Below are 26309 nucleotides of genomic sequence, written 5' to 3'. Positions count from 1 at the left end.
TAATGACTTTTTTTAAATCGATTTTTCTTGGGTTCGTACAAGGGCTTACCGAATTTCTTCCTGTATCGTCCAGCGGACATCTTATAATATTTCAAAAATTGTTAAATATAGGCAATCAGATTGAGTTTGATGTTTTTTTGCATTTTGCGACTCTTTTCGCAGTTATGATTTATTTTAGAAATGATATTTTAGAAATCCTTAAAGGAATATTTGGGAAAAGCGAAGAAGGATTAAAAACTTTAATAGGAATTATAGTAGCTTCTGTTCCTACTGCAGTCATAGGACTTTTATTTAAAAAATATTTTGAAGAAAAGTTTTCCCAACCAAGAATTGTCTTAGTAATGTTAATTTTAACCGGATTAATTCTGTGGTTTTCATCTAAGTTTTCCAAATCGGACAGTATTGATAAAGATTATTCAACTGCAAAAATATCTGATTTTCTGCTGATTGGTCTGTTTCAGGGGTTTGCAATAATGCCCGGGATTTCACGGGCAGGAATTACGATTTCCGCAGCACTTTTGTTAGGATTCAATAGGAAATATGCATTCAAATATTCAATGCTTTTGTCGGTTCCTGCAATTCTTGGTGCGGGATTATTAGAACTTAAGCATTTTTCTATCAACACTGACATACTTGCCGGCGGAATTATTGCAATGCTCTCAGGAATTTTGTCGCTTTATGTTTTGTCAAAAATTCTAATTAGCAGGAAATTTCATCTTTTTTCATATTATCTCTGGATAGTTGGTATTGTGGGATTGATATTTTTATAGTATCGGAATTTTATTGTATCGGGAACAGAATCCGATACACGCGAATAAACACGAATAATAAAAAATCACGAATATAACACGAATATTCGTAATAAATTTGTGAGGTCTATAAAAGCGGATAAAATTCGTGATAATTCGTGTGCACGAGCAAAGCGAGTGCTATTTTATGAAACGGAACGATATACGCGGTTTAATATTACTTATTATTGGAATTCTCATTTTGTGGTTTTTATTTTTCCCGCAGCATTCAGGATTACTTGGACGTTACACGACAAAAATTCTATTTAGAATATTCGGACAAGCATCTTACATATTTCCCATCGTTCTTACATGGTTAGGAGTAAAAATTATTTTTAATAAAAAACTTAATTCTACAAGCGTAAAATTTATTTCTGATATATTTGTTGTCTGGTCCATATGTACTATTTTTTCTTTAGCGACACCTGCAACGAATAATTATGGCGGTTTTATTGGAAAATATTCAGAGATAGGTTTGAATAATATTGTTGGAATATTCGGCGGGTGGGTTGTTACTTTTGGAATTTTAATTATTTCAGTGTTTCTTACGACAGGTATTTCTTTTGAAGATTTTATGGATTTGTTAAAAAAGATTTTTAAACCTAAAAAGAAGAAAATATTATGGGAAGCGGAAGAGAAAGCAACGGAAAGGTCGTTAACGTCCAAAGAGTTAACTCCTAAAGTATCAACACAAAAGGTCTTGATACCCAAACCTGTAATAATTAAAACAGAAGAAACAAAACAGGTTCCGGTAAAACAAATTCCAATAGCCAAGATAACCGGGAAAATTGCAGCAGAGAAAACGTCAGCTGAAAAAACGTCAATAGTTAGAAAAACTGAAGAAGTGAAAATCGTAAATGAACAGTTAAAATATGAACTTCCGCCGCTTGATCTTTTAGATGAATCAAAAGCGGTTGAAACACATGTAGTAGAAGATGAACTGCGGGAATGTGCTGAAAAACTGATAAAAACGCTTGCAGATTTCAACATAACTGCGACAGTTGAAGCTATAAATCCCGGACCTTCAATAACAAGATATGATATTGTTCTTGCTCCTGGAACTAAAGTTAGTTCAATAACAAATCTTTCAAATGACATTTCGCTTTCCATGAAAACAGAGTCCATAAGAGTTTTAGCTCCAATTCCGGGAAAATCTGCGGTTGGTATTGAGATTCCTAATCCAAAACAAGCGATTGTCGGGTTAAAGGAAATCCTGAAATCCAAAAAATTTATTGAATCAAAATCACTTTTGACGTTTGCTCTGGGCAAGACAACTTCCGGGGAACCATTTTGCGATGACCTTGCACCAATGCCCCATCTTTTAATAGCAGGCGCTACAGGCAGCGGAAAATCGGTATGCATAAACTCGATAATAATGTCATTAATTTGCAGAACTAAACCTGACGAGTTGAAATTCTTATTGATTGATCCGAAGCGGTTGGAACTTCCTGTATATGAAGGTATTCCGCATCTTTTCGTCCCGGGTAAAAAAGCAAGCGAGGCAACAGTAATTACTGACGCAAAAGAAGCAGCTAAAGCGCTCGGGCTTTTAGTAAAAGTTATGGAACATCGTTATAAAACATTTGCAAAAAAATCGGTCAGAAACATTGATGGTTATAATGAAAAAATAGAAAAAGAAGGCGGGAAGAAAGAATATTATATTGTAGTTATTATAGACGAACTTGCTGACTTGATGCTGATTGCTTCAAGAGAAGTCGAAGAGTCTATCCAGCGTTTAGCACAGATGGCGAGAGCAGTCGGAATTCATCTGGTTCTTGCAACACAGAGACCGTCTGTTGATGTTATTACCGGTGTGATTAAAGGAAATCTGCCTGCAAGAATTGCCTTTCAGGTTCTTTCTAAGACAGATTCCCGTGTTGTGTTGGATGTTAATGGTGCAGAAGACCTTATTGGAAGAGGTGATATGCTTTATCTGCCAACAGGTTATTCAAGACCATTACGTTTACAGGGAAATTATGTTTCGTTAAAAGAAATAGAAAAAGTCGTAAAATTTATTAAAAAGCAGGCACAACCGGATTACGAAGATATTTTTGAAACTATTGAGATAAGTGAAAAGAAAGAGACTTCTGAAGAGACTAAAAAGGAACTTGTACAAGCATTAGAACTTGCACTTGAAAGGAAAAGGATTTCATATGACTTACTGAAAACAAACGGTTTCGGCAGTCGCGCAGCAGATGTTTTAAGTCGTCTTGAAGTAGAAGGTTTTATAAGAAAACCGGAAGGTACAAACAGGTGGGAAGTATTTGTAGATAAAATAGAAGAATATCTGTCAGTAGAAAGAGAAAAAGCATGAAAAAGTTTTTAAGTATAATTTTTGTTTTATTAACCACTAATACATACTTTTTATTAGCTGAAAATATTGACGATATATTAAAAAGAATGGAAGAAGCAGATTCTAAAATTGCTGATTTGTCGTTTTCTTTCAAACAGGAAATATTAGTTACAATCACCCTTGAAAAATCAAATATTTTAGGAGAAGCTGTTTTTAAAAAACCGGACTTGTTTAAAATTGAACATAAAGAACCTGAAAAACAAGTTGTTATATCTGACGGAAAAAAGATATATTTTTACCAAAAAGAATTTAATCAGGTTATGATTGATGACTGGAAATCGCTTTCCCAAAAGGGTAGTTTTCCGAAAGGTATTTTTAATTTTACATCAACCATTCCTGACCTTAGGAAGAATTATAATATTTCACTTATAGAAAACGGAACTGAACCGGTTGCAAAATATTATGTAATTCTGCTTGAATTAAAAGAAAAGCAGCCGCAAAGCACAAAAATAAGGCTTTGGGTTTCTAAAGAAAGCTATCTTGCGGAAAAAACGGAGATAAAAACTGAAACAATTACATCGACAGTAGTTATATCAGGCATTAAAACGAACAAAGGTATTAAAGATTCTTTTTTCAGATTCAAAATACCAAAAGGCGTACAAATAATAACATCACCCTTTTAAATCGGGTTATAGAGTTATAGTGTTATAGGGTTATAGCGTTAACTCTAAAACTCTAAAACTCTAAAACTCTAAAACTCTAAAACTCTATTATGGATATAGGATCTAAATTTAAAGAGCAGCGTGAAAAATTAGGATTATCTTTAGAAGAAATATCTGCAAAAACTTTAATCAATGTAAAATATCTTAAGGCTATTGAAGAGAATAGATTTGCGGATATTCCGACAGAAGTTATGAAGCTCGGATTTTTTAGTAACTATTCTAACACTTTAGGTCTTAATACTGATGAAATAATTGCTGAATATAAAAAGAATAATCCGTCAAAAGAACAAACTTCAATTACCTCGGTAAAAGTTAATTGTGCTTCACATAGCAGGAGATTTAAGTTTAAGGTAGCGCCAGCGTTTATTCTTGTATTTTCACTTGTTTTTATTTATGGTTTTTTTAAGATTATTTACCCGTTGTTAAAATCGGAAAAAACTGAAACAGTAGAACAGCAAGCTGTTAAAAAAAATCAACTTGAGATTCGGACATCTGAAAATGTCTGGATTAGAGTCAGGGATGGAGAAAATCCGGTTTTCGAAGGGATTATGCCGCCTAATACAGTAAAGATATTTGAATCAAGTGAAAGGTTCAGTCTGAGGATAGGTAATATGGTCGGAATAGCAGTATTTTTCAATGGTGCACCGGTTGAACTTTCAAAAGATAAACTTATAGGAGAAATAAAATTACCATGAATATAGCGAATAAGATAACTTTAGCGAGAATTTTAATGGTCCCGTTTTTCATATACTTTATGATATATGATAGTTTTTTAATGCGGTTAATAGCATTGTTAATTTTTAGTATTGCTTCAATCACAGATACAATTGACGGTTATTTAGCCAGGAAACATGGAACTATAACTAATTTTGGAAAATTCATAGACCCGCTTGCAGACAAACTTTTAGTTAATGCCGCATTGATTTCATTCGTAGAGATAAGAGAACTATCCATACCGCCGTGGATGGTAATAACGATAATTTCAAGAGAATTCATTATTACCGGATTAAGGTCCCTGGCTGCATCAAAAGACGTAATAATACCGGCTACGCTCTCCGGAAAATTTAAGACAACATTTCAGATGATAGCGATTGTTTTTATACTTTTTATTTTAGTTATAAATTCAGCGCTTGCTAAATATTTTAATATTGAATATACTGCATATCCCTTGCTTAAGCTCACACCTTTTATCTTAATGTTTATTACTACGATACTTACGTTGATTTCCGGCTTAAGTTATATTTTTAAGCACAAGTATCTTTTCAATGAAAAACAATAGTTACTCTCGCCGGCAGACCGTATGGAAAAATTGCTGAAATATTTTATTAAGTTTTTTGCTACAGGTTTTTTTGTCGGATATATTCCAATAGCACCAGGAACCTTCGGAACCATATTGGCAGCAGGGATTTGGTGGATATTACCGAAACCGGTTTTCTATATTGTGTTTATTTTTCTATTGCTTGTTTCTGTTTTTGTATGTGGTGAAGCGGAAAACATATTTGGAATAGTAGATGACAAACGTATTGTAATTGATGAAATTATCGGTTATTTCATAGCAGTTCTTTTTCTGCCCAAAACATATTTTGTTCTATTAAGCACTGTAATTCTATTTAGGTTTTTTGATATTGTCAAACCATTCTTCATAAAATCGGTACAAAAATACAAAGGAAGCGCCGGAATCCTTGCAGATGATATTTTATCCGGAATCATTACAAATTTAATAGTAATAATAACAATTAAAATCTTTAGCATTTAAAGAAGATAGTTTTGTGCCTGAATGCCGTTAGGCAGGTCAGTTCTGTGAGTTGATATGAAGATATTAAAAATACCCGTTGGATTTCTTGAGGCTAATTGCTATGTTGTTTTTGATGAAAAAACAAAAGAAGCTGTAGTTATTGACCCGGGTGATGAAGGTGAAAAAATTATATCAGCAATAAAGGGAAACAAATTAAAACCTCTTGTAATAATAAATACTCACAGTCATTTTGACCATATCGGTGCAAATCACATAATAATGGAAAGAATGAATATAAAGGTATTTGTTCCTGAAAAAGATAGTGAAGAAAGAACTTTTGGCTCAATTAATATAAGGTTTTATTTTACCCCGGGACATACTTCAGATGGTATTTGTATGTTAATTGAAAATCATCTTTTTTCAGGTGATACGCTCTTTTTAAGTTCTATAGGGCGAACAGATTTAGAAGGAGGAGATACTGCCGAACTCTTAAAATCAATAAAAGAGAAAATTCTTATATTATCAAAGGATACAATTGTTCATCCGGGTCATGGATATGAAACAACAGTTGAAAAAGAAATAAAGAATAATCCGTTTTTACAAGAGTAGATAGTTTCTCTAAGGGGGTGTCATTGCGAGGAGTCCTGCAGGGACGACGAAGCAATCTTATTTTTTAAGACAGATATTTATAGAGTTTACACTGAACATAACAAATGTGTTAGCAATGACAAATGTAGCATAATAGTTAACAAAAATTATGGAACATAACGATTTACTTAATAGCTTTATTTCATATATATCGGTAGAAAAGGGGCTAGCCAAAAATACTGTTATATCTTATAAACGGGACATAGAAAAATATTTTATTTATTTGAAAAAACACTTTTTAGATTTTCTTAATGTTACCGAAGAAAATATAACTGATTATTTATGGGAAAGAAAACTTGAAAAGAAATCTGTACAGACAGTTTTTCGTGAACAGGAATCAATAAAAAGTTTATATAAATTTCTTTTTATTGAAGGATACATTAAGCAAAATCCGGCAGGACAGTTAAAATCACCGAGATTAGAGAAATATCTGCCTGACACATTGTCAATTGAGGAAGTCGATAAACTCTTATCAACGCCTGATATTAAGAAAATCAAGGGTTTACGGGATAAGGCAATATTAGAAACGCTTTATGCAACCGGAATGCGGGTATCTGAACTAACTGAACTGAAAATATCGGATGTTAATTTTGAGGTTGGTTTTATTAAATGTTTTGGTAAAGGTTCAAAAGAAAGAATCGTTCCAATCGGTTCAAAGGCAATTGAATCTATAAATAGTTATTTGAACAAGCGAAAAAAAACCGACAATAAAATGCTTTTTCTAAATCCGTCTGATAACAAAATATCAAGAATTTCAGTTTGGGAAATTATTAAGAAATATGCAAAAATTGCCGGAATAACAAAAAAGATAAGTCCGCATACATTAAGACATTCCTTTGCGTCGCATATCCTGGAAAGAGGGGCAGATTTACGTACGATTCAGGAAATGTTAGGACACGCATCAATCTCGACAACTCAAATCTATACACATATTGACAAAAAATTCCTTAAAAATCAGCACAATAAATTTCATCCGAGAGGATAATATAGCAAATGGAATTTAAAAAAGATAATACTATTCCAATTGAAAAAATATTTCTTATTATTTCAGCAATTTTTGGGTTGTTGTTTGTGTTTATAACACCGCCTTTCCAGACACCTGATGAACCGGCACATTTCTATCGTGCATATCAAATTTCAGAATTAAAAGTAATTTCACAAAAACAGGAAGAAAAAGCCGGGGGATACTTACCGAAAAGTTTAAAAATAATTGTGGATAAAACTATAGGCAATGTTCCTTTTCATCCCGAAAATAAAGTAATTATTAATGAAGTTCTTTTGTCTTCTAAAATACCTCTTGACTCAAAAGAAAAAGAATTCGTTGAATTTCCAAATACAATACGATATTCACCAGTTGCATACTTTCCGCAGGCTTTTGGCATCTCAATCGGAAGATTATTTAACTTTTCATCATTAATGCTTATGTATGCGGGCAGGTTTTTTAACCTGTTCATATGGGTTTTGCTTGTCTATTTTGCCATTAAAATAATACCTATTTCAAAATATGTGCTTTTTTTATTGGCATTAATGCCAATGTCCATCTTTCTTTCAGCATCCTTGTCTGCAGATACATTTACTAACGGTATCTCGTTTCTTCTTATTGCTATATGTTTTCAGTATGCATTAGGGGAAAACAATAAGGTGGGTGCCGCCGGAATTTTTGTTTTATTTTTACTATCTTTGATACTTGCACTTACAAAACAAATATATTTTCTTCTTGCAATATTATTTTTATTAATTCCGGTAAAAAAAATCGGTAATAAAACTAAGTATTTTCTTGTTTTCACTGTATTACTGGTATTATGTTTATCCGTTATTGCAGGCTGGTATGTTCTCATAAAGGATACGATGGTCCCGTTGAAAACCGATATCTCTATTAGCGGGCAAATACTTTTTGTTTTGAATAATCCTACGGCTTTTCTCGAGGCAGCAGTTAAAACATTATCAAGTAAAAAATATATTTCTCATTTTGTCGGCCAGCTTGGATGGTTAGATACGGATATGTCGTGGTTTTTTCTATTATCATATTTTTTTATGTTGATTTTTGTATCTTTAACAGATATAAGAGAAAATATAAAACTAAGCTTAAATCACAAAGTAATAATTTTCCTGGTATTTATGCTTAATGTGTTTTTTATCTGCCTGTCACAATATATTACGTGGACGCCTGTTGGAAGGGGGAGAATCCAGGGGCTGCAAGGAAGATACTTTATATCTATTTCACTGCTTTTTTTCATGTTGTTGTATAACACAAAAATGCGAATTAGTTCTAAATGGCGTAATCCCGCAATAATCTGTTTCTCATTACTTTCTCTAATCTACACAATAATCATAATTGTTAAAAGATATTATTTGTAAACCAGTTTTTATTAACTTAATTTGCGACATTGTAGGCTGTTTCAAAGTTGTAGTTGCACGCCCTTGGCGTGCCATATATGAACAGGCCAAAGTCCTGCAATCGCATTTTTATTTAATTACTTTTTTCACTTGACAGTTATTTATTTTTTTATATAATATGCACAAATGGGCATATATGCATAAGTATAAGGAGCTTTATGGATAAATATATCGGAACTTTTAAATCACTTTCAGATAGAACGAGAATAAGGATAATACAGCTTTTATTAAAGGCAAAATGCGAGTTGTGTATATGTGAAATAATGGATACGCTTAAGCTGGCACAGTATAATGTTTCTAAGCATGTGAGGGAACTCAAAATTGCAGGACTTGTAAAGGAAAAAAAAGAAGGAAGATATGTTTTCTATTCATTAATTCAACCGAAAAGTAAGTTTCATGAAAATATACTGAAAACATTAAAATCAATATCACAAACTAATTTTAATAAAGATAGTGAACGACTGAAAAAACGTCTTAAATTGAGAAAAAACGGGAAAATAATAGTTAGTTGTCTGCAAAATAGAAAAGGATGCAAATGAAAGAGCAAAATATTTATTGATTATAACTTGTAAAGGTAAAGACGACTTTTACCGGAATGATTTATGCAGGACTATTTTAGTTAGTGTCTGTTGTCCAAAGGACACCTTTGTGGAAATAATTCTCAACATCAACATAGAGTGATGTAAAAAAATGAATATTAAAAAAATACTTTTTTTGTGTACTGGAAATTCTTGTAGAAGCCAAATGGCAGAAGGGTTGGCAAATATTTATGGCAAAAATAAAGTTCTGGCATTTAGTGCGGGCATAAATCCGACGTATGTTAATAAATATGCAATAATAACTATGGCTGAAATCGGAATAGATATTTCGAAACAAAAGTCAAAGAATGTCAAAGAATATACCGGACAGAAATTTGATTACATAATCACTCTTTGCGAAAGCGCAAGACAAGAATGTCCGTATTTTCCCGGAAACTCAATAAGATTGCACTGGGATTTAGATGATCCTGCTCAGTTTAAGGGAACAGAACAAGAGATACTATCGGGATTCCGAATGATAAGAGATAAAATAAAAGATAATGTAATTCAGCTTATTGAATCTATTTCTATAAATTAAATGGCATATTTAAATGAAATAAGGATTATTAGTGTTTTGCCCTGTGTAGCAAAACCGGGAACAATTAGATTTATATCTGAACTTGACAGGGATATATCTGAAGTGTTGCCGTATCTTAACAGTGTTTTAGAAGGAGCTATATATAATCATGACGGACATAATATAACCCTTAAAAAAGATGACAGGTTAATAGGAATTCACGGGAGACAGCTTTCCGCAGGAAAAGTAATTGACCTAAAGGATGCCGACAATCTGATAAATTGGTTCAGAGATTTAGTGAATAACACTTATAGCAAAAAGGACGCTATAAAACCTAACTATGAAAGAAGAAAAAAACTTACGGTACTTGACATTTTAAAACTTATGCCTTTGACGAATTGTAAAAAATGCGGTGAAATCACCTGTACGGCATTTGCAATAAAACTCGCAGCAGAAGAAAAGCACATAATGACTTGTGCAGATTTGTTTTCCGGAAAATTTAATGAAAAAAGGGATATATTACTAAACTTAATGAAACAATGTGGATATAAAACACTTTCAATCTTTTTAAAAGAAGATGACTAACTTAATGGTAAAAATAGTTTATGAACTAACAGAGGGAAGTCTATGAAACTTGAAATTCTTGGAACTGGCTGTCCTAAGTGTGAAAAACTAACTGAGTTAACGAGAGAATCTGTCAGGGAACTTGGGGTAACAGCAGAAATAGTAAAAGTGGATAAGATACAGGATATTATGAACTACGGTGTTATGTTAACACCTGCACTTGTAATTGATGGGGTTGTGAAAGTAGCCGGAAGAATCCCGTCAAAAGAAGAAATAAAAAACTGGATAAAAAAATAATATAACAAGAAAGACAAAAATGATATTAGTGATTGCTGCTATTGCGGGTAACCATTAAAACGAAGGAGTAATAAAATGAAATTTAAAAATAAATTATTATATATTATGTTATTGTGTTTTGTGTTAACCGGTTGTAATAAAAAAAATGAACTGTTACCAATCAATGAAACAAAAAATACTCCTGCTCAAACTGTCAGAATTGAAAACGGAACAAAAAAAACACAGATAGGCAGACCTGTTGATAAAACATCAGAAAAACAAAAAACAATGGTTACTTTTGTAGAACTGGGTTCCGTGAATTGTATCCCTTGTAAAATGATGCAACCTGTAATGAAAGAAATAACAAAAGAATACGGCAATCAGGTAAAAGTTGTGTTTTATGATGTATGGACACAAGAAGGTAGACCGTATGTGGAAAAATACAGAATAAATCTTATACCTACTCAGGTTTTTCTTGATGAAAAAGAAAAAGAGTTTTTCAGGCATGAGGGATTTTTTTCTAAAGAAGAAATACTAAAGATATTTGGAGCTCATGGTGTAAAAATCAACGTGAAATAAGGAGCTTTTATTTTTAATTGGTTACAGATATTAGTCGATTGGTTTACATATAAGGTTATTAATCTTGTTCCTGAGAACTCTATCGGGTCGGCAGTGAACTTCTTCTTCTTTGATACGATTAAAATATTTATTCTCCTTTTTATCATCATCTATTTAATTACCCTTATAAGAAGTTTTTTTCCTCCTGAGAAAACCCGAAAGATTCTCTCCGAAAAAAAAGGCAGCACTTTTATCGGTCATTTATTGGCAGGCGGGCTGGGCATAGTAACTCCGTTCTGCTCTTGTTCTGCCGTGCCGTTATTCATCGGTTTTGTCGAGGCGGGAATACCGTTGGGTGTCACTTTCACGTATCTTGTAGCAGCTCCTATGATTAACGAAGTGGCGCTGGGTCTTCTTTACAGTCTTTTCGGATTTAAAATCGCAGTGATTTACGTACTAACGGGTGAGATTATTGCAATTGTGAGCGGCATTGTTATTGGCAAATTGAATCTGGAAAAATATGTTGAAGATTATGTTTATAAAATAAAAATAGACGCTTCTGCAGTAACTTTAGAAAAAGTATTATTAAAAAACAGAGTGTCGGAATCTTATCTATTCACAGTTGATTTGATAAAATCCATTTATATTTATGTTTTAGCAGGTATAGGTATCGGCGCAGTCATGCATGGTTGGATCCCCGCTGGTGCGCTCGCAAAATATGCGGGAAAAGACAATCCGTTTGCAGTACTTATTGCAGTTGCGATTGGAGTTCCGCTTTACTCCAATGCCGCGGGAGTGATTCCTCTTGTCAGTGAATTAACGCGGGCAGGTGTCGCAATGGGAACATCGCTTGTGTTTATGATGGCAGTTACCGGGCTCAGCTTGCCTGAAATGATTCTGCTGAGAAAAGTATTAAAACCAAAACTGCTTGCTGTTTTTGTCGGTATTGTTTCCGTCGGGATTATTCTGATGGGTTATTTATTCAACATGCTTATCTGATTTTTTTGAAAAATGATAGAAAAAATATTTATTTATTTCACAAATGCTCTGCATTCCAGTCCGCATATTGCAGTTTTTTCTGCTTTTGTGTGGGGAATATTAAGTATTCTTCTTTCCCCGTGTCATCTTTCGAGTATTCCGTTGATAGTCGGTTTTATAAACGGACAAGGTAAAGTTCCTGTAAAGAGAGCTTTCTTAATATCGCTGCTGTTTTCTACCGGAATTCTTATAACAATTGCTGTAATTGGAGTATTAACCGGATTGCTTGGCAGAATGTTGGGTGATGTAGGTGTTTATGGCAATTATTTTGTAGCTGTAATATTTTTTGTAGTAGGATTATATCTGCTTGATGTGATTTCTCTTCCGTTTTTAAATAATTCAGCGCAGGTTTCTTTTTCAAAAAAGGGGTTGTTCGCAGCTTTTGTAATGGGATTGATATTCGGCATTGCCTTAGGACCTTGTACCTTTGCATTTATGGCGCCTCTGTTAGGTGTGGCGTTTTCCGTAGCAGGTAAAAATATTGCATTTGCGGTATCACTTGTTTTCGCATATGCGATTGGTCATATATCAGTAATAGTTTTTGCAGGAACATTTACAGGGGTTGTTCAAAAATATCTGGATTGGAACGAAAAATCTAAAGGCACAATAATAATAAAGAAAATTTGCGGTATACTTGTCGTTTTAGCAGGAATTTATATTTTTTTGCAGAAAACCTTTTAATTTATCAAATACATGAATGCAAAATAAATACCCCCTTGACAGTTTTGCAGAACAAAACTAGGGGGGTAGCCCACACTTTTGGAGGCAGCGATGACAGAAGGGATTATAAAACGGATTTCATTTTTAGACAGGTATTTGACATTATGGATATTTTTAGCAATGGGTATCGGTGTTTTTTCAGGATATCTTTATCCGAATATTGTTAGTTTCTGGGATAAATTTCAGGTTGGAACAACAAACATCCCAATAGCAATAGGTCTTATCCTTATGATGTATCCGCCTTTGGCAAAGGTGAAATATGAAGAGCTTGGTGATGTTTTCAAGGATGTCAAAATTCTTATACTCTCACTTGTTCAAAACTGGCTCATAGGCCCGGTTTTAATGTTTCTTCTGGCGATAATATTTTTAAGAAATTACCCGGAATATATGGTCGGACTTATTATGATTGGTCTTGCAAGATGTATTGCAATGGTAATTGTCTGGAATGATTTAGCTTGCGGGGACACAGAATATTGTGCCGGACTGGTTGCTTTTAACTCAATTTTTCAGGTCCTGTTTTTTTCCGTTTATGCTTATGTTTTTGTAACAATTTTGCCGGGTTGGTTCGGACTTAAAGGTGCAGTTGTAAATATAACTATCGGGCAGATAGCAAAAAGTGTTTTTATCTATCTCGGTATTCCGTTTTTAGCAGGAATAATAACCCGTTTCAGATTGCTCAAAATCAAAAGTAAAGAGTGGTACCATGCGGAATTTATTCCAAGGATAAGCCCGATAACGCTTATTGCACTTCTTTTTACAATAGTCGTAATGTTTTCACTTAAAGGAGAATATATTGTAAAAATACCCATGGATGTTTTAAGGATTGCCATTCCGCTTTTGCTCTATTTTGTAATTATGTTTCTGGTCTCGTTTTACATGGGAAACAAGATTGGTGCAGGTTACTGTAAAACTGCAACCCTTTCTTTTACTGCCGCAAGCAACAATTTTGAACTGGCGATAGCAGTTTCTATTGCTGTTTTTGGAATAAATTCAGGTGTTGCTTTTACCGCAATAATTGGTCCTTTGGTAGAAGTCCCTGTTCTAATTACCTTAGTAAATTTAGCTTTGTATTTTAAAAAGAAATATTTTCTACCGGCAAAATCTTGATTTATAGAAAATATTAAGTAAAATCGTTATTATTATGACAGAAGAAATTTACAAGAAAGGCGATTATTTAAAAAATAATCCGACATGGCATATCGAGGATTCACCCTGGAAAGCCGGACAAATAATTAAAATCTTAGAGAAAAACTGCATTCAACCAAACACAATCTGTGAAGTAGGCTGTGGTGCCGGTGAAATACTTAATCAACTGTATTCTCAGATGCCTACAAATATAACTTTTTCAGGTTATGAAATATCACCGCAAGCGTTTGAGTTATGCCAGCAGAGGAAAAAAGACAGGCTTCAGTTTTTATTAAAAGATATATTCCAGGACAATAATGCTTTTTTTGATTTAATTTTAGCTATTGATGTGTTTGAACATATAGAAGATTATTTTGGCTTTTTAAGAAATTTGCGTAAAAAAGGTCAATATAAAATATTTCATATTCCGTTGAACCTGTCTGTTCAATCTGTTTTTAGAAGCTTCCCGATAATGAGGGAGCGGCAAAAAGTGGGGCATATCCACTATTTTACAAAAGAAACAGCATTAGCCACATTAGCAGATACCGGTTATGAAATACTTGATTATTTTTATACTGCCTGTTCTATTGATTTACCTGCCACCTCGTTTAAGTCAGCATTAGCAAGATTACCGCGTAAAATGATGTATAAATTAAATAAAGACATAGCAGTCAGGCTATTAGGTGGATATTCCCTGATGGTACTAACAAAGTAGGTAATAACCTTCATCATAATTTCTTCCTAATTCCCCGTGTTTGTTTAAATGCTGTTGCCAAAGTCATTGCGAGGGCAAAGCCCGTGGCAATCTATACGTAAAAACTACGAGATTGCTTCATTTCATTCGCAATGACACCAACAAAAACTGAATTTGATTTGGCTAACAGTCTCTTTACAAAATGAAATATTTTTCAAAACCTACAATCTCTGATTATACCGATTAAAAACAAGAATACACGAATTAAGACCTGCTGGTAATCTGTGTAATCGTTTCTCGTAATTCCTGCCCCGATGTAACATCGGGGTGAATGTAATCAAGACCGTTTAAACTTTTTAAACGGTCTAAAAATAAAAAATTCTCATAATCCATATTTCACTTGACAAATATATTTTTTTATATATAATTTCTAAAAGATGGTAAAAGAACATACCAATCTGGTAATAAAAGACAGTTAATACAAAATAGGAGTATTAAATCATGCAATTAAAAAATTTGGAAATCTTCGGCTTTAAATCATTTGCCGATAAGACAACTCTTGGATTTGGCGGAGGTATTACAGCTATCGTAGGACCTAACGGGTGTGGAAAAACAAACATTACAGATGCGATAAAATGGGTGCTAGGAGAACAATCGGCAAAATCATTACGTGGCACAAAAATGGAAGATATAATATTTAACGGCACTACAACAAGAAAGGCGACATCACTCAGCGAAATAACTCTTATGTTTGACAATTCCAAGAACGTTCTTCCTATTGATTATTCGGAAGTGAGCGTAACCCGCCGTCTTTATCGTTCCGGTGAATCCGAATATCTGTTAAACAAGGTGCCTGTCCGGCTTAAAGATATAAGAAATTTGTTTTTAGATACCGGAGTTGGTACTGATTCATATTCAATAATGGAACAAGGAAAAATTGATTTTGTATTACAATCTAAACCTGAAGAAAGAAGGTTTTTATTTGAAGAAGTAGCCGGAGTATCAAAATATAAATCAAAGAGGGAAGAAGCACTCAGGAAACTTGAGAAAGTCGGTCAGGATATGCTGCGTCTTAATGATATCCTGGTAGAACTCGAATCACAAAAAAGCAAACTTGACACACAGGCAAGGAAAGCAAAACAATATCAGAAATATCTCGATGAACTTAAAAATTACGAAGTCAATTCACTTGTTAAGAAGTATCTTGAGGCTAAGAATACAAATGCCGCAAAACAAAAAGAATTAGAAGCTGTAAACGAAAAACAATCGCAGGTATCAATGGAAATAGACAAGATAGATGCAAAATATTCCGAGTTAAAGCTGACTTTGGCATCTAAAGAAGACGAGCTTATCTTAAAACGGACTGAAGCGGGAAAGGTGGATTCCACAATCCAGATATTGAGAGAGAGGATTTTAGCTGCAGAAGCAGGTAAATCTGATTTTCTAAAACGCAATGAAGAATCACATGCTGAAATAAAGCAAGGTAAGAGTGATTTGGAAAATTACAAAAAAGAACAAGAAGAAGTAACCAAAAATTTAGCGGAATATGAAAAGGTAATTTCTTCTTTCAAAGAAACACTTTCAAAAAAGACAGAAGAAAAAAACAATCTTGAAGCAGAAACGTTGAAACTAACCGGTGAAATTGATAATGTCCGTCAGGAAATATTTAATATAGCAAAAGGAATATCTGATTTACATAACAAGAAATCCTCAAATGCTCATTTTCTTAAGGATATAGAACAGCGTGTTGAAAAAATACGTGTTCAGAAAGAGCAGTTGTTGATACAGAAGACTGAAAAAGAAGGAATCTTCAAAGGATTAAAAGAAAAGGTCGCTGAAACTGAGAGATTATTGGATGCGAAAACAAAAGAAATAAGTGAACAAAATGCAAGAAAAGAACAATTAAAACAGACATTTGATAAACTCCAGAGTGAACTTTTTGAAAAGAAAAATAGTTCTGTTCAGCTTGGCGTGCAGTTAAAAACAGTTATCAACAGTTCTAATTACGAATTAATTTCCAAAATAAAAGAAGTATTCGGGGATAAAATTAAGGGAACAGTAAGTGATGTTATTTCAGTGAAACCGGAAGATATTCCGTTTGTCCAGTCGGTACTTGGCGAAAAAAGCGATTATCTTATCTGCGACACCCAGAATACGGCATTAGAAGTAATAAACTGGTTAAAAAATGAAAATCAAGGCTGGGCTTCATTTTTGATATTATCCGATATTGAAAAAATGAATATTTCTTATCCCAGTGCTTTCACCGGTAAATTACTTACTGATTTTATAGAGTTTAAAGACCCTAAATATAAAAAGGTGATAGAGTTCCTTTTAAGCAATGCTACTATTCAGGATGAGATAATTTATACCCCCGGAATAGTCCAGGGCGGAAAGAAAGAAATATTGAAAAAAGGCGGTATAGAAATAACTAATGAAATCGAACATCTGAAAAAAGAAATATTAAACGTTAATGAAGATGTATCAAAGTCAGAAAAAGTAATCAATGATTTACAACAAGAAATTTCAAATCTTGATGTAACATTGAAAAGTAATGTTGATTTGGTGGAAACATATAAAAATGATTTATTCACAACGACAAAGGACTTATCGATAACAGACGAATCATTAAAGACAACCAATAACTTCTTAGAAGTTCTTTCTACGGAATTTGATGATTTTCAGAAACAGAAAGCAGGGATGGAGCAAAACACAATAGAAGTAAATAACCTGCTTGATGAAAAAGCTAATGTTGAGAAAGCAGTTAAAGAAAGATTATCTAAGATGACAGAGCAAATCCAGAAATATCAGGAAGAACTCAGAAAGGTTTCAAATGAAACTACCGATATGACAGTTGACTTTTCTGTTAAAAATTCACAAGTGCAACATCTAAAAGAAAAAGCAGAAGATATTTCCAATAAGATTAATTTTACAAATTTTGAAGTTGAAAAAGCCGAAAAATGGCTTGTTAACTCAAATGAAAAATTAGCGGAATTTGAAAAAACCATAAAAGATTCATCTGAAGAAATCAATAAGATTGTTGTTTCAAAAGACACAATGGACGATGTCCTCAGAAAAATTGAAAAAGAACGGGACGATATAAAAACCTCCATATTAGACATTGAAAACGAATTGAAAAATTTAAGGTTTCAACAGCAAAAAATCCAGGATGAAGTCAGAAGCGTTGAACGTCACGTGTCGGGAACATCATCTGAAATAAGACAAATTGAAGCCCGTGTCAAAGAAGAAAAAGGAATAGAAATACAAGATGCCATAAACGCTTATCAGGAAATAGCGATTTCTCCGGAAGAACTGGAACGGCTTAAAAAAAGAATTGAATCGCTCGGCACAGTAAATCTTGCAGCACCTGAGGAATATGAACAGCTTGAACAACGGTATAATTTCCTTTCAAAACAAAAAGAAGACCTGGAAAAAGCAAGAACAGACCTTCACGATACTATAAACAAAATAAACCTGATGACACGCCAGTATTTCCAGAAAACGTTTACAATAGTCCAGGAAAATTTCAGAAATATATTTAAACAGCTTTTTGAAGGCGGCGAAGCAGACCTGATTTTAACAGATGAGGGTAATTTACTTGAAACAGGAGTTGATATCATTGCACAACCGCCGGGAAAAAAGTTACAACATATCTCTCTGCTTTCAGGCGGTGAAAGAACACTTACAGCAATTGCAATCCTGTTTGCATTATATCTTGTAAAACCGGCGCCGTTCTGTATCCTTGATGAAATAGACGGTCAGCTTGATGAAGCAAATGTTTTGCGATTTACAAGAATGCTGAAAGAATTTGCAAAGAATTCTCAGTTTTTTGTTATAACCCATAATAAACGCACAATGGAGTCGGCAAATGTTCTTTATGGCGTAACTATGGAAGAGTTGGGAATTTCCAAAATAATATCTGTTCAGCTTGAAGGAGACCGGGAGCCGGTTCTCAGTACCGTTAGTACCAACGCATAATGCAGTCAATAAAAATACTGTCAATAAGAGTTGACAGAGTCACCTTTGACGAAACGCTTCCTCTAATACATACTTTCCTAACCGATGGTAGCCAGCATCAGCTAATAACAGCAAACCCGTTAATGCTTTTAGAAGCCCAAAAAGACAGTGCTCTAAAAAATGTCTTTGATAAAGCGTCGCTTGTCCTACCTGAAAGTTCAGGTATATTCTGGGCATCCAAATTTTCAAACACCCCATTAAAAGAAAAAATCCCCGGCATAGATTTTATGAATTTTCTTCTGAATTACGCACAAGCAAACAACCATTCAGTTTTCTTCCTCGGTGCAAAAGAAGAAGTTATAACAAAAGCTGTTCAAAATATAAAAGAAAAGTTCCCTGAGCTGAAAATAGCAGGATATAATAACGGATACTTTTCAGACAAAGAAGAATCGATAATTTCAAAAATAAAAACATCAAAAGCAGATATCCTTTTCGTCGGTCTGAACATCCCATTCCAGGAAAAATGGATTAATAAAAATCTGAAATCACTCGGTGCAAAGATTGCAGTAGGTGTCGGAGGCAGTTATGACGTATTCTCCGGCAATTTAAAACGCGCACCAATCTGGATGATAAAATTACAAATAGAATGGCTATTCCGTCTAATCCAACAACCCTGGCGAATCACAAGAATCCTAAAACTCTCAGTTTTCATTATAAAAGTAATCAATGAAAAGCTAAGTAATATCTCCTCAATATTTTCTTCTCCCCAAAGGGGAGAAGATGAAAGATGAGGGGGGACTACAAGACTTTTTAAGTCATGTTTTAGAATAACACCTCTACTTTGTCATGCTGAACTCGTTTCAGCATCTATTTATTTACATATAGGAATTTCAATTTTTGTAGTTGCACGCCCTTGGCGTGCTTAACTTGAATGTATTTGTTTTTAGTTAAAACATTTTAATTGAATATTGCGCAAAAAGTAGTAATATATAATTGTAGTAAGTCATTGGTTATGGATTTGCATGATTATTTAAGGTTTGAACAAAAGTTGTTCAAAAAATGATTAAAAGCATAGGTAAACACAAAATGAATATAATAGGTAAAATAACAGGTATAAAATATAAAATAGTTCTATCCGAGAACTTGAAGAAAGTTGACATCAAAAATTTTGATATCAACGAAGCACCGTCATCTTGTCTCATTACAGATAACAAACATTGTTTTGCTATCTCAAAATGGGTTTCACCAAAACGCACACGTTCATATCCATTTGAACGTGTTTTTAATACTCTACACATTTCAAAAAAAATTACGGTCATACCAATTGTAAAAGACGAAGGAGCAAAAGGAGACAGAGATTTTATACAGTGGGACACTGTTTCTTTAATGTCATTGTTAGACGTGTTTGTAATTTTTGCTTATTATACAAAAGCAGAAAAAGCAGACCAAAAAATAACCAACCAACAATTTGACAATAAATATGTCATTTCTAAAATCAAAGAAATTGAACAATATCATAGTTCGGCATTGCATTGGAATTTAAACGAACTCAATACTAACTTACATAACGTTATTAATAAAGTAAAATCTTTCTACACTAAAATTGAAAAATCAACAGGCGTAAAACTTCACGGTTCAAGAGGTTTGGGGAATTTTAAAAATAAGATTGGAAAAGATGTTTCATTGTTTATGGCATTTTCAAGAGGAAAAGCAGAAAAAGCACAATCAAGAGAATTTGTAACACTTCAACCCAAAGAAAGCTTATCAACACTCACAAAAGCAAAAATTACAATAACAAACTATTTAGGTGGACAGTACTTTTGGACTGTTGATGAGATACTAATTACGAAGAAAAAAGTAAGTTTATTAGAAGGAAAACATAGTAAAAATGCAATACTTCCTAGTATAGGTGACATCAAAGACGGTTTGCTGAAAATGATTTTGTATTGCAATCTAACTGATGTAACAGCAAACGGAACAAAAATTGAAAGTGAAGCAGGACTATGTTTGACATCTTCAAAACTTAAAGGAACCATTTCATCTAATAGCACAAAAACTGAGCTGACTAAATTCTTCAAGGTTAATAATCTTTCAAAAACTCAAATTCTTCTTATCGAAGCGGTAATAAAAGAAGCTAAACAAAATAAATTTATTATTAAAATACAACACTCAAAATGATAAAAAGTCCATTAAGATATCCGGGAGGAAAAAGCAGAGCAGTTGAGTTAATATCAACTCTTTTGCCGGCATTTGATGAATTTAGAGAACCATTTTTAGGTGGTGGTTCTATTTTTATTTATGTCAAACAACGATTTCCAAATAAAAAGTTTTGGATTAACGACCTCTATTTAGAACTTTTTAAGTTTTGGGAAATGGCCCAAAAAGATGTAGATGTTTTAATTGACAAAGTTTATGAATGGCGGAATAAATATCCTGTTGGGAAAGAATTGCATAAATTTTTAAATAAAAACATAGAAGGATTTAACGATTTGGAAAGAGCAGCAGCTTTTTTTATTTACAATCGAATAACATTTTCAGGAACAAGTTTAAGCGGTGGTTTCAGTGAAGGAGCGTTTACGGGACGTTTTACCAAAAGTAGTATTCAGCGACTTAACCAATTTGCCAAAGTAATTAACGGTTCAACTATCACTAATCTTGACTATGAAGAATTAGTTAAAAAAGATGGGGAAAATGTTTTTATTTTTCTTGACCCACCTTATTTTTCAGCGACAAAATCTGCACTATACGGAAAGAATGGAAACATGCATAAATCATTTGATCATAAGAGATTTGCAGAAACAATGCGTAACTGCAAACATAAATGGCTCATAACTTATGATGATAGTAAATATATCAGGGAGTTATTCTCCTTTGCTAACATAATCCCTTGGAACTTAACCTATGGAATGAGAAACGTAACCAAAGGTTCTGACAAAAAAGGGAAAGAACTTTTCATCTCAAACTATTTGAAACAATTACCCGAAGAACAACAGATGACTTTATTTGAACCAAAAGTAAAGTATCAAGCAAAGCGAGAAGCACATCACATAACAGCACATAGAAAGAAGAGAAACCCATTACATAAAAAGTAGTAATATATAATTATAATTTTGTCTGATTACTCAAGTTTAAAATGGAAATAGATAATAATAAAACTTTAATCCATAAGTAGAGATGTTAGTTAAATCGGAACTGTCGTATATTTAATAATATGAGAAGTAAGGAGGAATAATGTTTTTAAAATCATTAGAGTTCAGTCAATTTATTGGAAAGCCTGCCGAATGGTCTTTAGAGAAATTAATGCTTAATAAAATAAATTTAATTGTTGGTAAAAATGCAACGGGTAAAACTAAAACACTTAACGTCATCAATAATCTTTCACGTTTAATTACAGGAGAAATTAAACCAACTTATGATTCTGCGAATTTTAAATTAATTTATGATAAAGATAGGAAAAACATAGAATATACACTTATTATTGAAAATAAGAAGGTAAATACTGAAAAACTGAGAATTGATAGTAGATTATTATTAAATAGAGAAGAAAAAGGGGAAAGCAAAATATTTGCTGAGCAGCTCCATAAATTTATGAAATTTCAAGCACCTACTAATGAATTAGCTTGTGTTGTTAGAAGAGACACATTACAACATCCATTTTTTGATGATATATATCAATGGGGGAAAACTACGTTTCATTATTTATTTGGCACCCAACTAGGAAAGGATATTTTTGATGCTTCGTTAAAAGATGAAAACATTAAAGCAGAAATTAATTTAAAAGATACACATAGAGTTGTTAGTATTTTTAAACAAGGATTAGGAAAATATAGAGATAAATATAAAAAATCCATAGTTAATGACATGAATGAAATTGGTTATAAAATTGATGACATTAAAGTTAATCAGATAAACAGTATTAAATTGCAAGGGGCAGGTTTAATTGGACTAATTGTTAAAGAATCGGATATTTCAGTAGATACAGAGCAGAATCAGATATCGCAAGGTATGTTTAGAGCGCTTTCTCTTTTAATACAGTTAAATTATTCTAAATTAGAAACTAAGCCTAGTTGTATTCTTATTGATGATATAGGTGAAGGATTGGATTATGAAAGAGCTTCAACATTAATAAAAATTCTTATAGATAAAGCAAAATCTTCTTCTGTTCAACTAATTATGTCAACAAATGATAGATTTGTAATGAATAATGTGCCTCTTAAATATTGGTGTCTAATTCAAAGAAAAGGTCAATTGTGTAAAGTCTACAACTATCAAAATTCAAAAAAAATATTTGATGAGTTTTCATATACTGGCCTTAATAATTTTGATTTTTTGTCAACTGAATTTTATTCAAAAGGAAGTAACAAAAAATGAAAAAAATGGCAATTTTCGTAGAAGGACAAACTGAACAATTGTTTGTTGCTAAATTATTACGTGAAGTTGCTGGAGAAAACAACATAATAATAAAAGAGATGGAAGAAACAATAAGTTCTAAAGGATATCGCTCGTTTACTATTATTAATGCATCATCAAGGAAAGTAAATAATGCTAAATTTTATGTTATAATTTATAATAGTAGTGGAGATTCTAAAGTGCAATCGGATATTAGAGACAATTATGACTCTTTAGTAAATAAAGGTCATGAAAAAATAGTAGGATTAAGAGATGTGTATCCAACAAAACGTATTAATTTACCTGAGTTACAAAAGTATTTAAACTATAAGGTAAAAACTAAGCCTATAAAAGTAGATATAATATTAGCAATAATGGAAATTGAAGCTTGGTTTCTAGCAGAAACTACACATTTCCAGAAAATTGATACTACTCTTTCATTGAAAAAAATATTAAATTGTATAAACTTTGACCCAACAATACAGAATGTAGAAGATAGAGATAAACCATCAGATGATTTACACAATATATATCATACAGTTGGTTTTGCGTATACAAAGAAAAAAAACAATTGTGTTAGAACAATTAATGCACTTGACTATAATCAAATATATTTATCTTTAAAAAATAAAGTTATGAATCTGGGTAAACTCATTGAAATAATTGACTCTTTTTTAGCAAGTTAGGGAACATATGGCGGGTTAGAGTCAGTATTTAATTGGTTGACTTATGCCGAGGTAGTAAAACGTAGCATATCGGAGTTTAAACAATGCCTTTTACATTACAAATTGGGGAACAGGCACCTGATTTTGACTTATCTGCCACAGATGGTAGGAATTATCAGCTATCGGATTTTGTTGATGCGAATGTTCTTGTTGTGTTTTTCACTTGTAATCATTGTCCTTATGTAACCGGGTCGGATGAGGTTACCAGAAAAACTGCTGAGAAATATAAGGGGAAAGGGGTCGTGTTTGTCGGTATAAATTCAAACAGTGAGCAAGTACATACGGAAGATGATTTTTTTACTATGGTTGAGCGGATGAAACAAAATAAGTTTCCCTGGGTTTATCTTCGGGATAAATCACAGAGTGTTGCAAAGGCATACGGAGCGTTACGGACACCTCACTTTTATGTTTTTAACAAAGAAAGAGAATTAGTATATACCGGCAGGGGCGTTGATAATCCGAGAGAAACCGGCAAAATGACTGCCAATAATCTTGAAGAAGCTCTTGAAGAAGTTACTTCAGGAAAACCCGTGAGTATTACCAAAACAAATCCAATAGGTTGTAATGTCAAATGGGTAGGTCAGGAAGCCCACTGGATGCCCCCCGAAGCTTGTGATTTAATTTAGGTTTGATTTTTCTTAAAATATTTTGTAGAATATATTATTAACAAAAATGACGAGCATAGGCTTAACCGCGTTTTCAAATTAGTTCCTCATTGAAAACGTGTCCTTCTTACCCGTTAAAAAAATACAAAAATGGATATACCTCACTCGTGGGTGCAATTTGACCCGCTATCGTTACTATTTATTGCTTTAATTCTAATTGTATCGCTGCCATCGCTCATATATTCAATAGGATATATGCGTGGAAGGTATAATGCCGCTACTTTGCGCTATGGATGGGTGTTATCTATTGGGTTTATCCTTTCAATGCTCCTTGTTGTTGTTTCCTCAAACATACTTCTTTTTCTGGTTGCATGGGAGTTGATGTCGCTCATTTCGTTTTTTCTTGTAATTTTTGATTTTGAAAAAGAAAAGTCAGTAAAAGCTGGAATAATTTATATTGTAATGACACATATCGGGACAGCGTTTCTGATATTAGGATTTGTTTATTCCTATCATATTTGCGGCAGTATGGATATATCTTCTATAAAGGCGGTATTAACAACTGCGCCCGCTACTCTAAAAAACACCCTATTTATTCTATTTATCATAGGCTTCTTAACCAAAGCAGGTGCGGTGCCGATGCATCTGTGGCTTCCTTACGCCCATCCGCAAGCACCAAGTCATATATCAAGCATAATGTCCGGAATAATGATAAAAATGGGGATATACGGAATCCTGCGGTTTGTTATTATAATGCTCGGACAGGGACCGGCGTGGTGGGGATATACAATAATAATATTTGCGATTGTTTCCTGTCTTGTGGGCGTAATCTATGCTCTGATGGAGCATGATTTGAAACGGCTTCTTGCGTATCACAGTGTTGAAAATATAGGAATTATTCTTTTGGGAATCGGTGTTTCAATGATATTTCTTAATCAGGGGTCTGGTGTCGTATCAGTTTTGGCGTTATCTGCAGCGATTTACCATCTCATTAACCACGCAGTATTTAAAAGTTTGCTTTTCTTAGGGGCTGGCAGTATCCAAAGAGCGACGGGTTTGCTGAATATTGAAAAACTTGGTGGGCTTATCAAGAAAATGCCTGTTACAGCAGTCTGTTTCCTGATTGGTGCTCTGGGAATTTCTGCGGTGCCGCCTTTAAATGGTTTTGTAAGTGAATGGCTCACTTTTCAGTCGTTTTTCATCGCTGCTATTAGCAGTTCCGGGACTAATAAGATATTTTTTGGACTATGTACCGGGGCTCTGGCTCTTACAAGCGGGCTTGCAGCGGCATGTTTCGTGAAAGCTTTCGGTATAAGTTTTCTTGCAATGCCCAGGAGTCAAAAAGCAGCTGAAGCAAAAGAAGTTTCTGCTACAATGACCGGTCCTATGCTCTTTCTTTCGTTTTTGGTGGTAGTGCTTGGACTTGGTTTTGCTCCGGTTTTAAAATACCTTGTAAAAATATCCGGAAATGTTTTATCTATTGATGTTTCACAAATGACTTTCGGTTTAACCAATTTTTCTTTATCATTTACACCATCCAATGGCTCGCATATTTCTGTCCCGCTTTTATTGGCGTTTTTGATTTGTGTGGGGGCATTAACATATTTTGCTGTAATTATTCTGGCAGGGAAACGAAAGATATCTTTTGGCAGAACATGGGATTGCGGTTACTATAATTTAGGTCCAAAAACAGAATACAGTGCAACCGGGTTTTCTAAACCTTTCCGTATAGCATTCAGCTTCTTTTTACAGCCGTATATTAAAACAAAAAAAACAATGGATTCTGTCTATCACCTGCATACCCAGCAATATGAGCTTTTCACCACACCGGTTATTAAGAACTATTTGTATGGTAACCTGTTAAAAGCTATTTTATTTTTTGCAAAAAGGTTCAGGCGTTTACAGGCAGGAAGCATTCATCTTTATATCGCATATATTTTTATAGCAATAGTAGGACTTATTGTTTTTATGAGTCACTTTTAA

26 protein-coding genes are annotated in these 26309 nt (G+C 33.4%); all 26 read left to right on the top strand.

What is annotated here, in order from left to right:
- The first annotated feature begins 2 nt into the window (after positions 1-2).
- The 26 genes from PHE88_07590 (at position 3) to PHE88_07465 (ending at position 26309) form a co-directional block, all read left to right on the top strand.
- A complete protein-coding gene (locus PHE88_07590; protein MDD5687676.1) occupies positions 3-770 on the top strand; it encodes an undecaprenyl-diphosphate phosphatase in 768 nt (255 codons plus the stop codon).
- A 166-nt stretch (positions 771-936) separates the two neighbouring features.
- Entirely contained in the window at positions 937-3102 is a 2166-nt protein-coding gene (locus tag PHE88_07585; GenBank protein ID MDD5687675.1) for a DNA translocase FtsK 4TM domain-containing protein, read from the top strand.
- Positions 3099-3764, top strand: a complete 666-nt coding sequence (locus PHE88_07580; protein MDD5687674.1) for an outer membrane lipoprotein carrier protein LolA — start codon at positions 3099-3101, stop codon at positions 3762-3764. The genes PHE88_07585 and PHE88_07580 overlap by 4 nt, the downstream gene beginning before the upstream one ends.
- Positions 3765-3853: 89 nt before the next feature.
- The gene (locus tag PHE88_07575; protein ID MDD5687673.1) at positions 3854-4498 is read left to right on the top strand and encodes a DUF4115 domain-containing protein; all 645 of its coding nucleotides are present in this window, start codon (positions 3854-3856) and stop codon (positions 4496-4498) included.
- The gene (gene pgsA, locus PHE88_07570; GenBank protein ID MDD5687672.1) at positions 4495-5082 is read left to right on the top strand and encodes a CDP-diacylglycerol--glycerol-3-phosphate 3-phosphatidyltransferase; all 588 of its coding nucleotides are present in this window, start codon (positions 4495-4497) and stop codon (positions 5080-5082) included. The genes PHE88_07575 and pgsA overlap by 4 nt, the downstream gene beginning before the upstream one ends.
- Positions 5083-5103: 21 nt before the next feature.
- Positions 5104-5559, top strand: coding sequence for a phosphatidylglycerophosphatase A (locus tag PHE88_07565; GenBank protein ID MDD5687671.1), 456 nt, complete (start codon positions 5104-5106; stop codon positions 5557-5559).
- A gap of 54 nt (positions 5560-5613) precedes the next feature.
- A complete protein-coding gene (locus PHE88_07560; protein ID MDD5687670.1) occupies positions 5614-6147 on the top strand; it encodes an MBL fold metallo-hydrolase in 534 nt (177 codons plus the stop codon).
- Positions 6148-6295: 148 nt separating this feature from the next.
- Positions 6296-7171, top strand: a complete 876-nt coding sequence (xerD, locus tag PHE88_07555) for a site-specific tyrosine recombinase XerD (GenBank protein MDD5687669.1) — start codon at positions 6296-6298, stop codon at positions 7169-7171.
- Positions 7172-7179: 8 nt separating this feature from the next.
- The gene (locus PHE88_07550; protein ID MDD5687668.1) at positions 7180-8544 is read left to right on the top strand and encodes a DUF2142 domain-containing protein; all 1365 of its coding nucleotides are present in this window, start codon (positions 7180-7182) and stop codon (positions 8542-8544) included.
- A gap of 197 nt (positions 8545-8741) precedes the next feature.
- Positions 8742-9122: a metalloregulator ArsR/SmtB family transcription factor gene (locus PHE88_07545; protein ID MDD5687667.1), complete on the top strand. Its 381-nt coding sequence runs from the start codon at positions 8742-8744 to the stop codon at positions 9120-9122.
- A gap of 151 nt (positions 9123-9273) precedes the next feature.
- Complete coding sequence (locus tag PHE88_07540) at positions 9274-9699, top strand: arsenate reductase ArsC (protein ID MDD5687666.1); 426 nt, start codon at positions 9274-9276, stop codon at positions 9697-9699.
- Positions 9700-10263, top strand: coding sequence for a (Fe-S)-binding protein (locus PHE88_07535; GenBank protein MDD5687665.1), 564 nt, complete (start codon positions 9700-9702; stop codon positions 10261-10263).
- Between the two features lie 42 nt (positions 10264-10305).
- Positions 10306-10539: a thioredoxin family protein gene (locus tag PHE88_07530; GenBank protein ID MDD5687664.1), complete on the top strand. Its 234-nt coding sequence runs from the start codon at positions 10306-10308 to the stop codon at positions 10537-10539.
- A gap of 75 nt (positions 10540-10614) precedes the next feature.
- Positions 10615-11097 carry a thioredoxin family protein gene (locus tag PHE88_07525; GenBank protein ID MDD5687663.1) on the top strand — a complete coding sequence of 161 codons (483 nt, stop codon included), beginning with the start codon at positions 10615-10617 and terminating at the stop codon, positions 11095-11097.
- Positions 11098-11124: 27 nt separating this feature from the next.
- Positions 11125-12075 (top strand): permease, encoded by a 951-nt coding sequence (locus PHE88_07520; GenBank protein MDD5687662.1) that lies wholly within the window; start codon positions 11125-11127, stop codon positions 12073-12075.
- Positions 12076-12087: 12 nt separating this feature from the next.
- Positions 12088-12795: a cytochrome c biogenesis protein CcdA gene (locus tag PHE88_07515; protein MDD5687661.1), complete on the top strand. Its 708-nt coding sequence runs from the start codon at positions 12088-12090 to the stop codon at positions 12793-12795.
- Positions 12796-12885: 90 nt separating this feature from the next.
- Entirely contained in the window at positions 12886-13941 is a 1056-nt protein-coding gene (arsB, locus tag PHE88_07510; GenBank protein ID MDD5687660.1) for an ACR3 family arsenite efflux transporter, read from the top strand.
- A gap of 34 nt (positions 13942-13975) precedes the next feature.
- Positions 13976-14674: a class I SAM-dependent methyltransferase gene (locus PHE88_07505; protein ID MDD5687659.1), complete on the top strand. Its 699-nt coding sequence runs from the start codon at positions 13976-13978 to the stop codon at positions 14672-14674.
- Between the two features lie 480 nt (positions 14675-15154).
- A complete protein-coding gene (locus PHE88_07500) occupies positions 15155-18628 on the top strand; it encodes a chromosome segregation protein SMC (protein ID MDD5687658.1) in 3474 nt (1157 codons plus the stop codon).
- On the top strand, positions 18628-19398 hold the full coding sequence (locus tag PHE88_07495; GenBank protein ID MDD5687657.1) for a WecB/TagA/CpsF family glycosyltransferase: 771 nt from the start codon (positions 18628-18630) through the stop codon (positions 19396-19398). The genes PHE88_07500 and PHE88_07495 overlap by 1 nt, the downstream gene beginning before the upstream one ends.
- A 268-nt stretch (positions 19399-19666) precedes the next feature.
- Complete coding sequence (locus PHE88_07490; protein ID MDD5687656.1) at positions 19667-20785, top strand: hypothetical protein; 1119 nt, start codon at positions 19667-19669, stop codon at positions 20783-20785.
- On the top strand, positions 20782-21699 hold the full coding sequence (locus tag PHE88_07485; protein MDD5687655.1) for a DNA adenine methylase: 918 nt from the start codon (positions 20782-20784) through the stop codon (positions 21697-21699). Before PHE88_07490 ends, PHE88_07485 begins: the two co-directional genes overlap by 4 nt.
- 139 nt (positions 21700-21838) lie before the next feature.
- Positions 21839-22978 (top strand): AAA family ATPase, encoded by a 1140-nt coding sequence (locus tag PHE88_07480; GenBank protein MDD5687654.1) that lies wholly within the window; start codon positions 21839-21841, stop codon positions 22976-22978.
- Positions 22975-23682 carry a DUF4276 family protein gene (locus PHE88_07475; protein ID MDD5687653.1) on the top strand — a complete coding sequence of 236 codons (708 nt, stop codon included), beginning with the start codon at positions 22975-22977 and terminating at the stop codon, positions 23680-23682. The genes PHE88_07480 and PHE88_07475 overlap by 4 nt, the downstream gene beginning before the upstream one ends.
- An 83-nt stretch (positions 23683-23765) precedes the next feature.
- Positions 23766-24347: a thioredoxin family protein gene (locus tag PHE88_07470; GenBank protein ID MDD5687652.1), complete on the top strand. Its 582-nt coding sequence runs from the start codon at positions 23766-23768 to the stop codon at positions 24345-24347.
- Between the two features lie 129 nt (positions 24348-24476).
- A complete protein-coding gene (locus PHE88_07465) occupies positions 24477-26309 on the top strand; it encodes a proton-conducting transporter membrane subunit (GenBank protein MDD5687651.1) in 1833 nt (610 codons plus the stop codon).

It is taken from the genome of Elusimicrobiota bacterium, from assembly GCA_028718185.1.
Taxonomy (GTDB): domain Bacteria; phylum Elusimicrobiota; class UBA8919; order UBA8919; family UBA8919; genus JAQUMH01.
The sequence above is the reverse complement of the archived record's forward strand: the minus strand, read 5'-3'. Positions and strand labels throughout refer to the sequence as shown.

Coding starts and splice junctions, on each gene's coding strand:
- PHE88_07590 (MDD5687676.1), top strand. CDS start 3: ATGACTTTTTTTAAATCGATTTTTCTTGGGTTCGTACAAGGGCTTACC.
- PHE88_07585 (MDD5687675.1), top strand. CDS start 937: ATGAAACGGAACGATATACGCGGTTTAATATTACTTATTATTGGAATT.
- PHE88_07580 (MDD5687674.1), top strand. CDS start 3,099: ATGAAAAAGTTTTTAAGTATAATTTTTGTTTTATTAACCACTAATACA.
- PHE88_07575 (MDD5687673.1), top strand. CDS start 3,854: ATGGATATAGGATCTAAATTTAAAGAGCAGCGTGAAAAATTAGGATTA.
- pgsA (MDD5687672.1), top strand. CDS start 4,495: ATGAATATAGCGAATAAGATAACTTTAGCGAGAATTTTAATGGTCCCG.
- PHE88_07565 (MDD5687671.1), top strand. CDS start 5,104: ATGGAAAAATTGCTGAAATATTTTATTAAGTTTTTTGCTACAGGTTTT.
- PHE88_07560 (MDD5687670.1), top strand. CDS start 5,614: ATGAAGATATTAAAAATACCCGTTGGATTTCTTGAGGCTAATTGCTAT.
- xerD (MDD5687669.1), top strand. CDS start 6,296: ATGGAACATAACGATTTACTTAATAGCTTTATTTCATATATATCGGTA.
- PHE88_07550 (MDD5687668.1), top strand. CDS start 7,180: ATGGAATTTAAAAAAGATAATACTATTCCAATTGAAAAAATATTTCTT.
- PHE88_07545 (MDD5687667.1), top strand. CDS start 8,742: ATGGATAAATATATCGGAACTTTTAAATCACTTTCAGATAGAACGAGA.
- PHE88_07540 (MDD5687666.1), top strand. CDS start 9,274: ATGAATATTAAAAAAATACTTTTTTTGTGTACTGGAAATTCTTGTAGA.
- PHE88_07535 (MDD5687665.1), top strand. CDS start 9,700: ATGGCATATTTAAATGAAATAAGGATTATTAGTGTTTTGCCCTGTGTA.
- PHE88_07530 (MDD5687664.1), top strand. CDS start 10,306: ATGAAACTTGAAATTCTTGGAACTGGCTGTCCTAAGTGTGAAAAACTA.
- PHE88_07525 (MDD5687663.1), top strand. CDS start 10,615: ATGAAATTTAAAAATAAATTATTATATATTATGTTATTGTGTTTTGTG.
- PHE88_07515 (MDD5687661.1), top strand. CDS start 12,088: ATGATAGAAAAAATATTTATTTATTTCACAAATGCTCTGCATTCCAGT.
- arsB (MDD5687660.1), top strand. CDS start 12,886: ATGACAGAAGGGATTATAAAACGGATTTCATTTTTAGACAGGTATTTG.
- PHE88_07505 (MDD5687659.1), top strand. CDS start 13,976: ATGACAGAAGAAATTTACAAGAAAGGCGATTATTTAAAAAATAATCCG.
- PHE88_07500 (MDD5687658.1), top strand. CDS start 15,155: ATGCAATTAAAAAATTTGGAAATCTTCGGCTTTAAATCATTTGCCGAT.
- PHE88_07495 (MDD5687657.1), top strand. CDS start 18,628: ATGCAGTCAATAAAAATACTGTCAATAAGAGTTGACAGAGTCACCTTT.
- PHE88_07490 (MDD5687656.1), top strand. CDS start 19,667: ATGATTAAAAGCATAGGTAAACACAAAATGAATATAATAGGTAAAATA.
- PHE88_07485 (MDD5687655.1), top strand. CDS start 20,782: ATGATAAAAAGTCCATTAAGATATCCGGGAGGAAAAAGCAGAGCAGTT.
- PHE88_07480 (MDD5687654.1), top strand. CDS start 21,839: ATGTTTTTAAAATCATTAGAGTTCAGTCAATTTATTGGAAAGCCTGCC.
- PHE88_07475 (MDD5687653.1), top strand. CDS start 22,975: ATGAAAAAAATGGCAATTTTCGTAGAAGGACAAACTGAACAATTGTTT.
- PHE88_07470 (MDD5687652.1), top strand. CDS start 23,766: ATGCCTTTTACATTACAAATTGGGGAACAGGCACCTGATTTTGACTTA.
- PHE88_07465 (MDD5687651.1), top strand. CDS start 24,477: ATGGATATACCTCACTCGTGGGTGCAATTTGACCCGCTATCGTTACTA.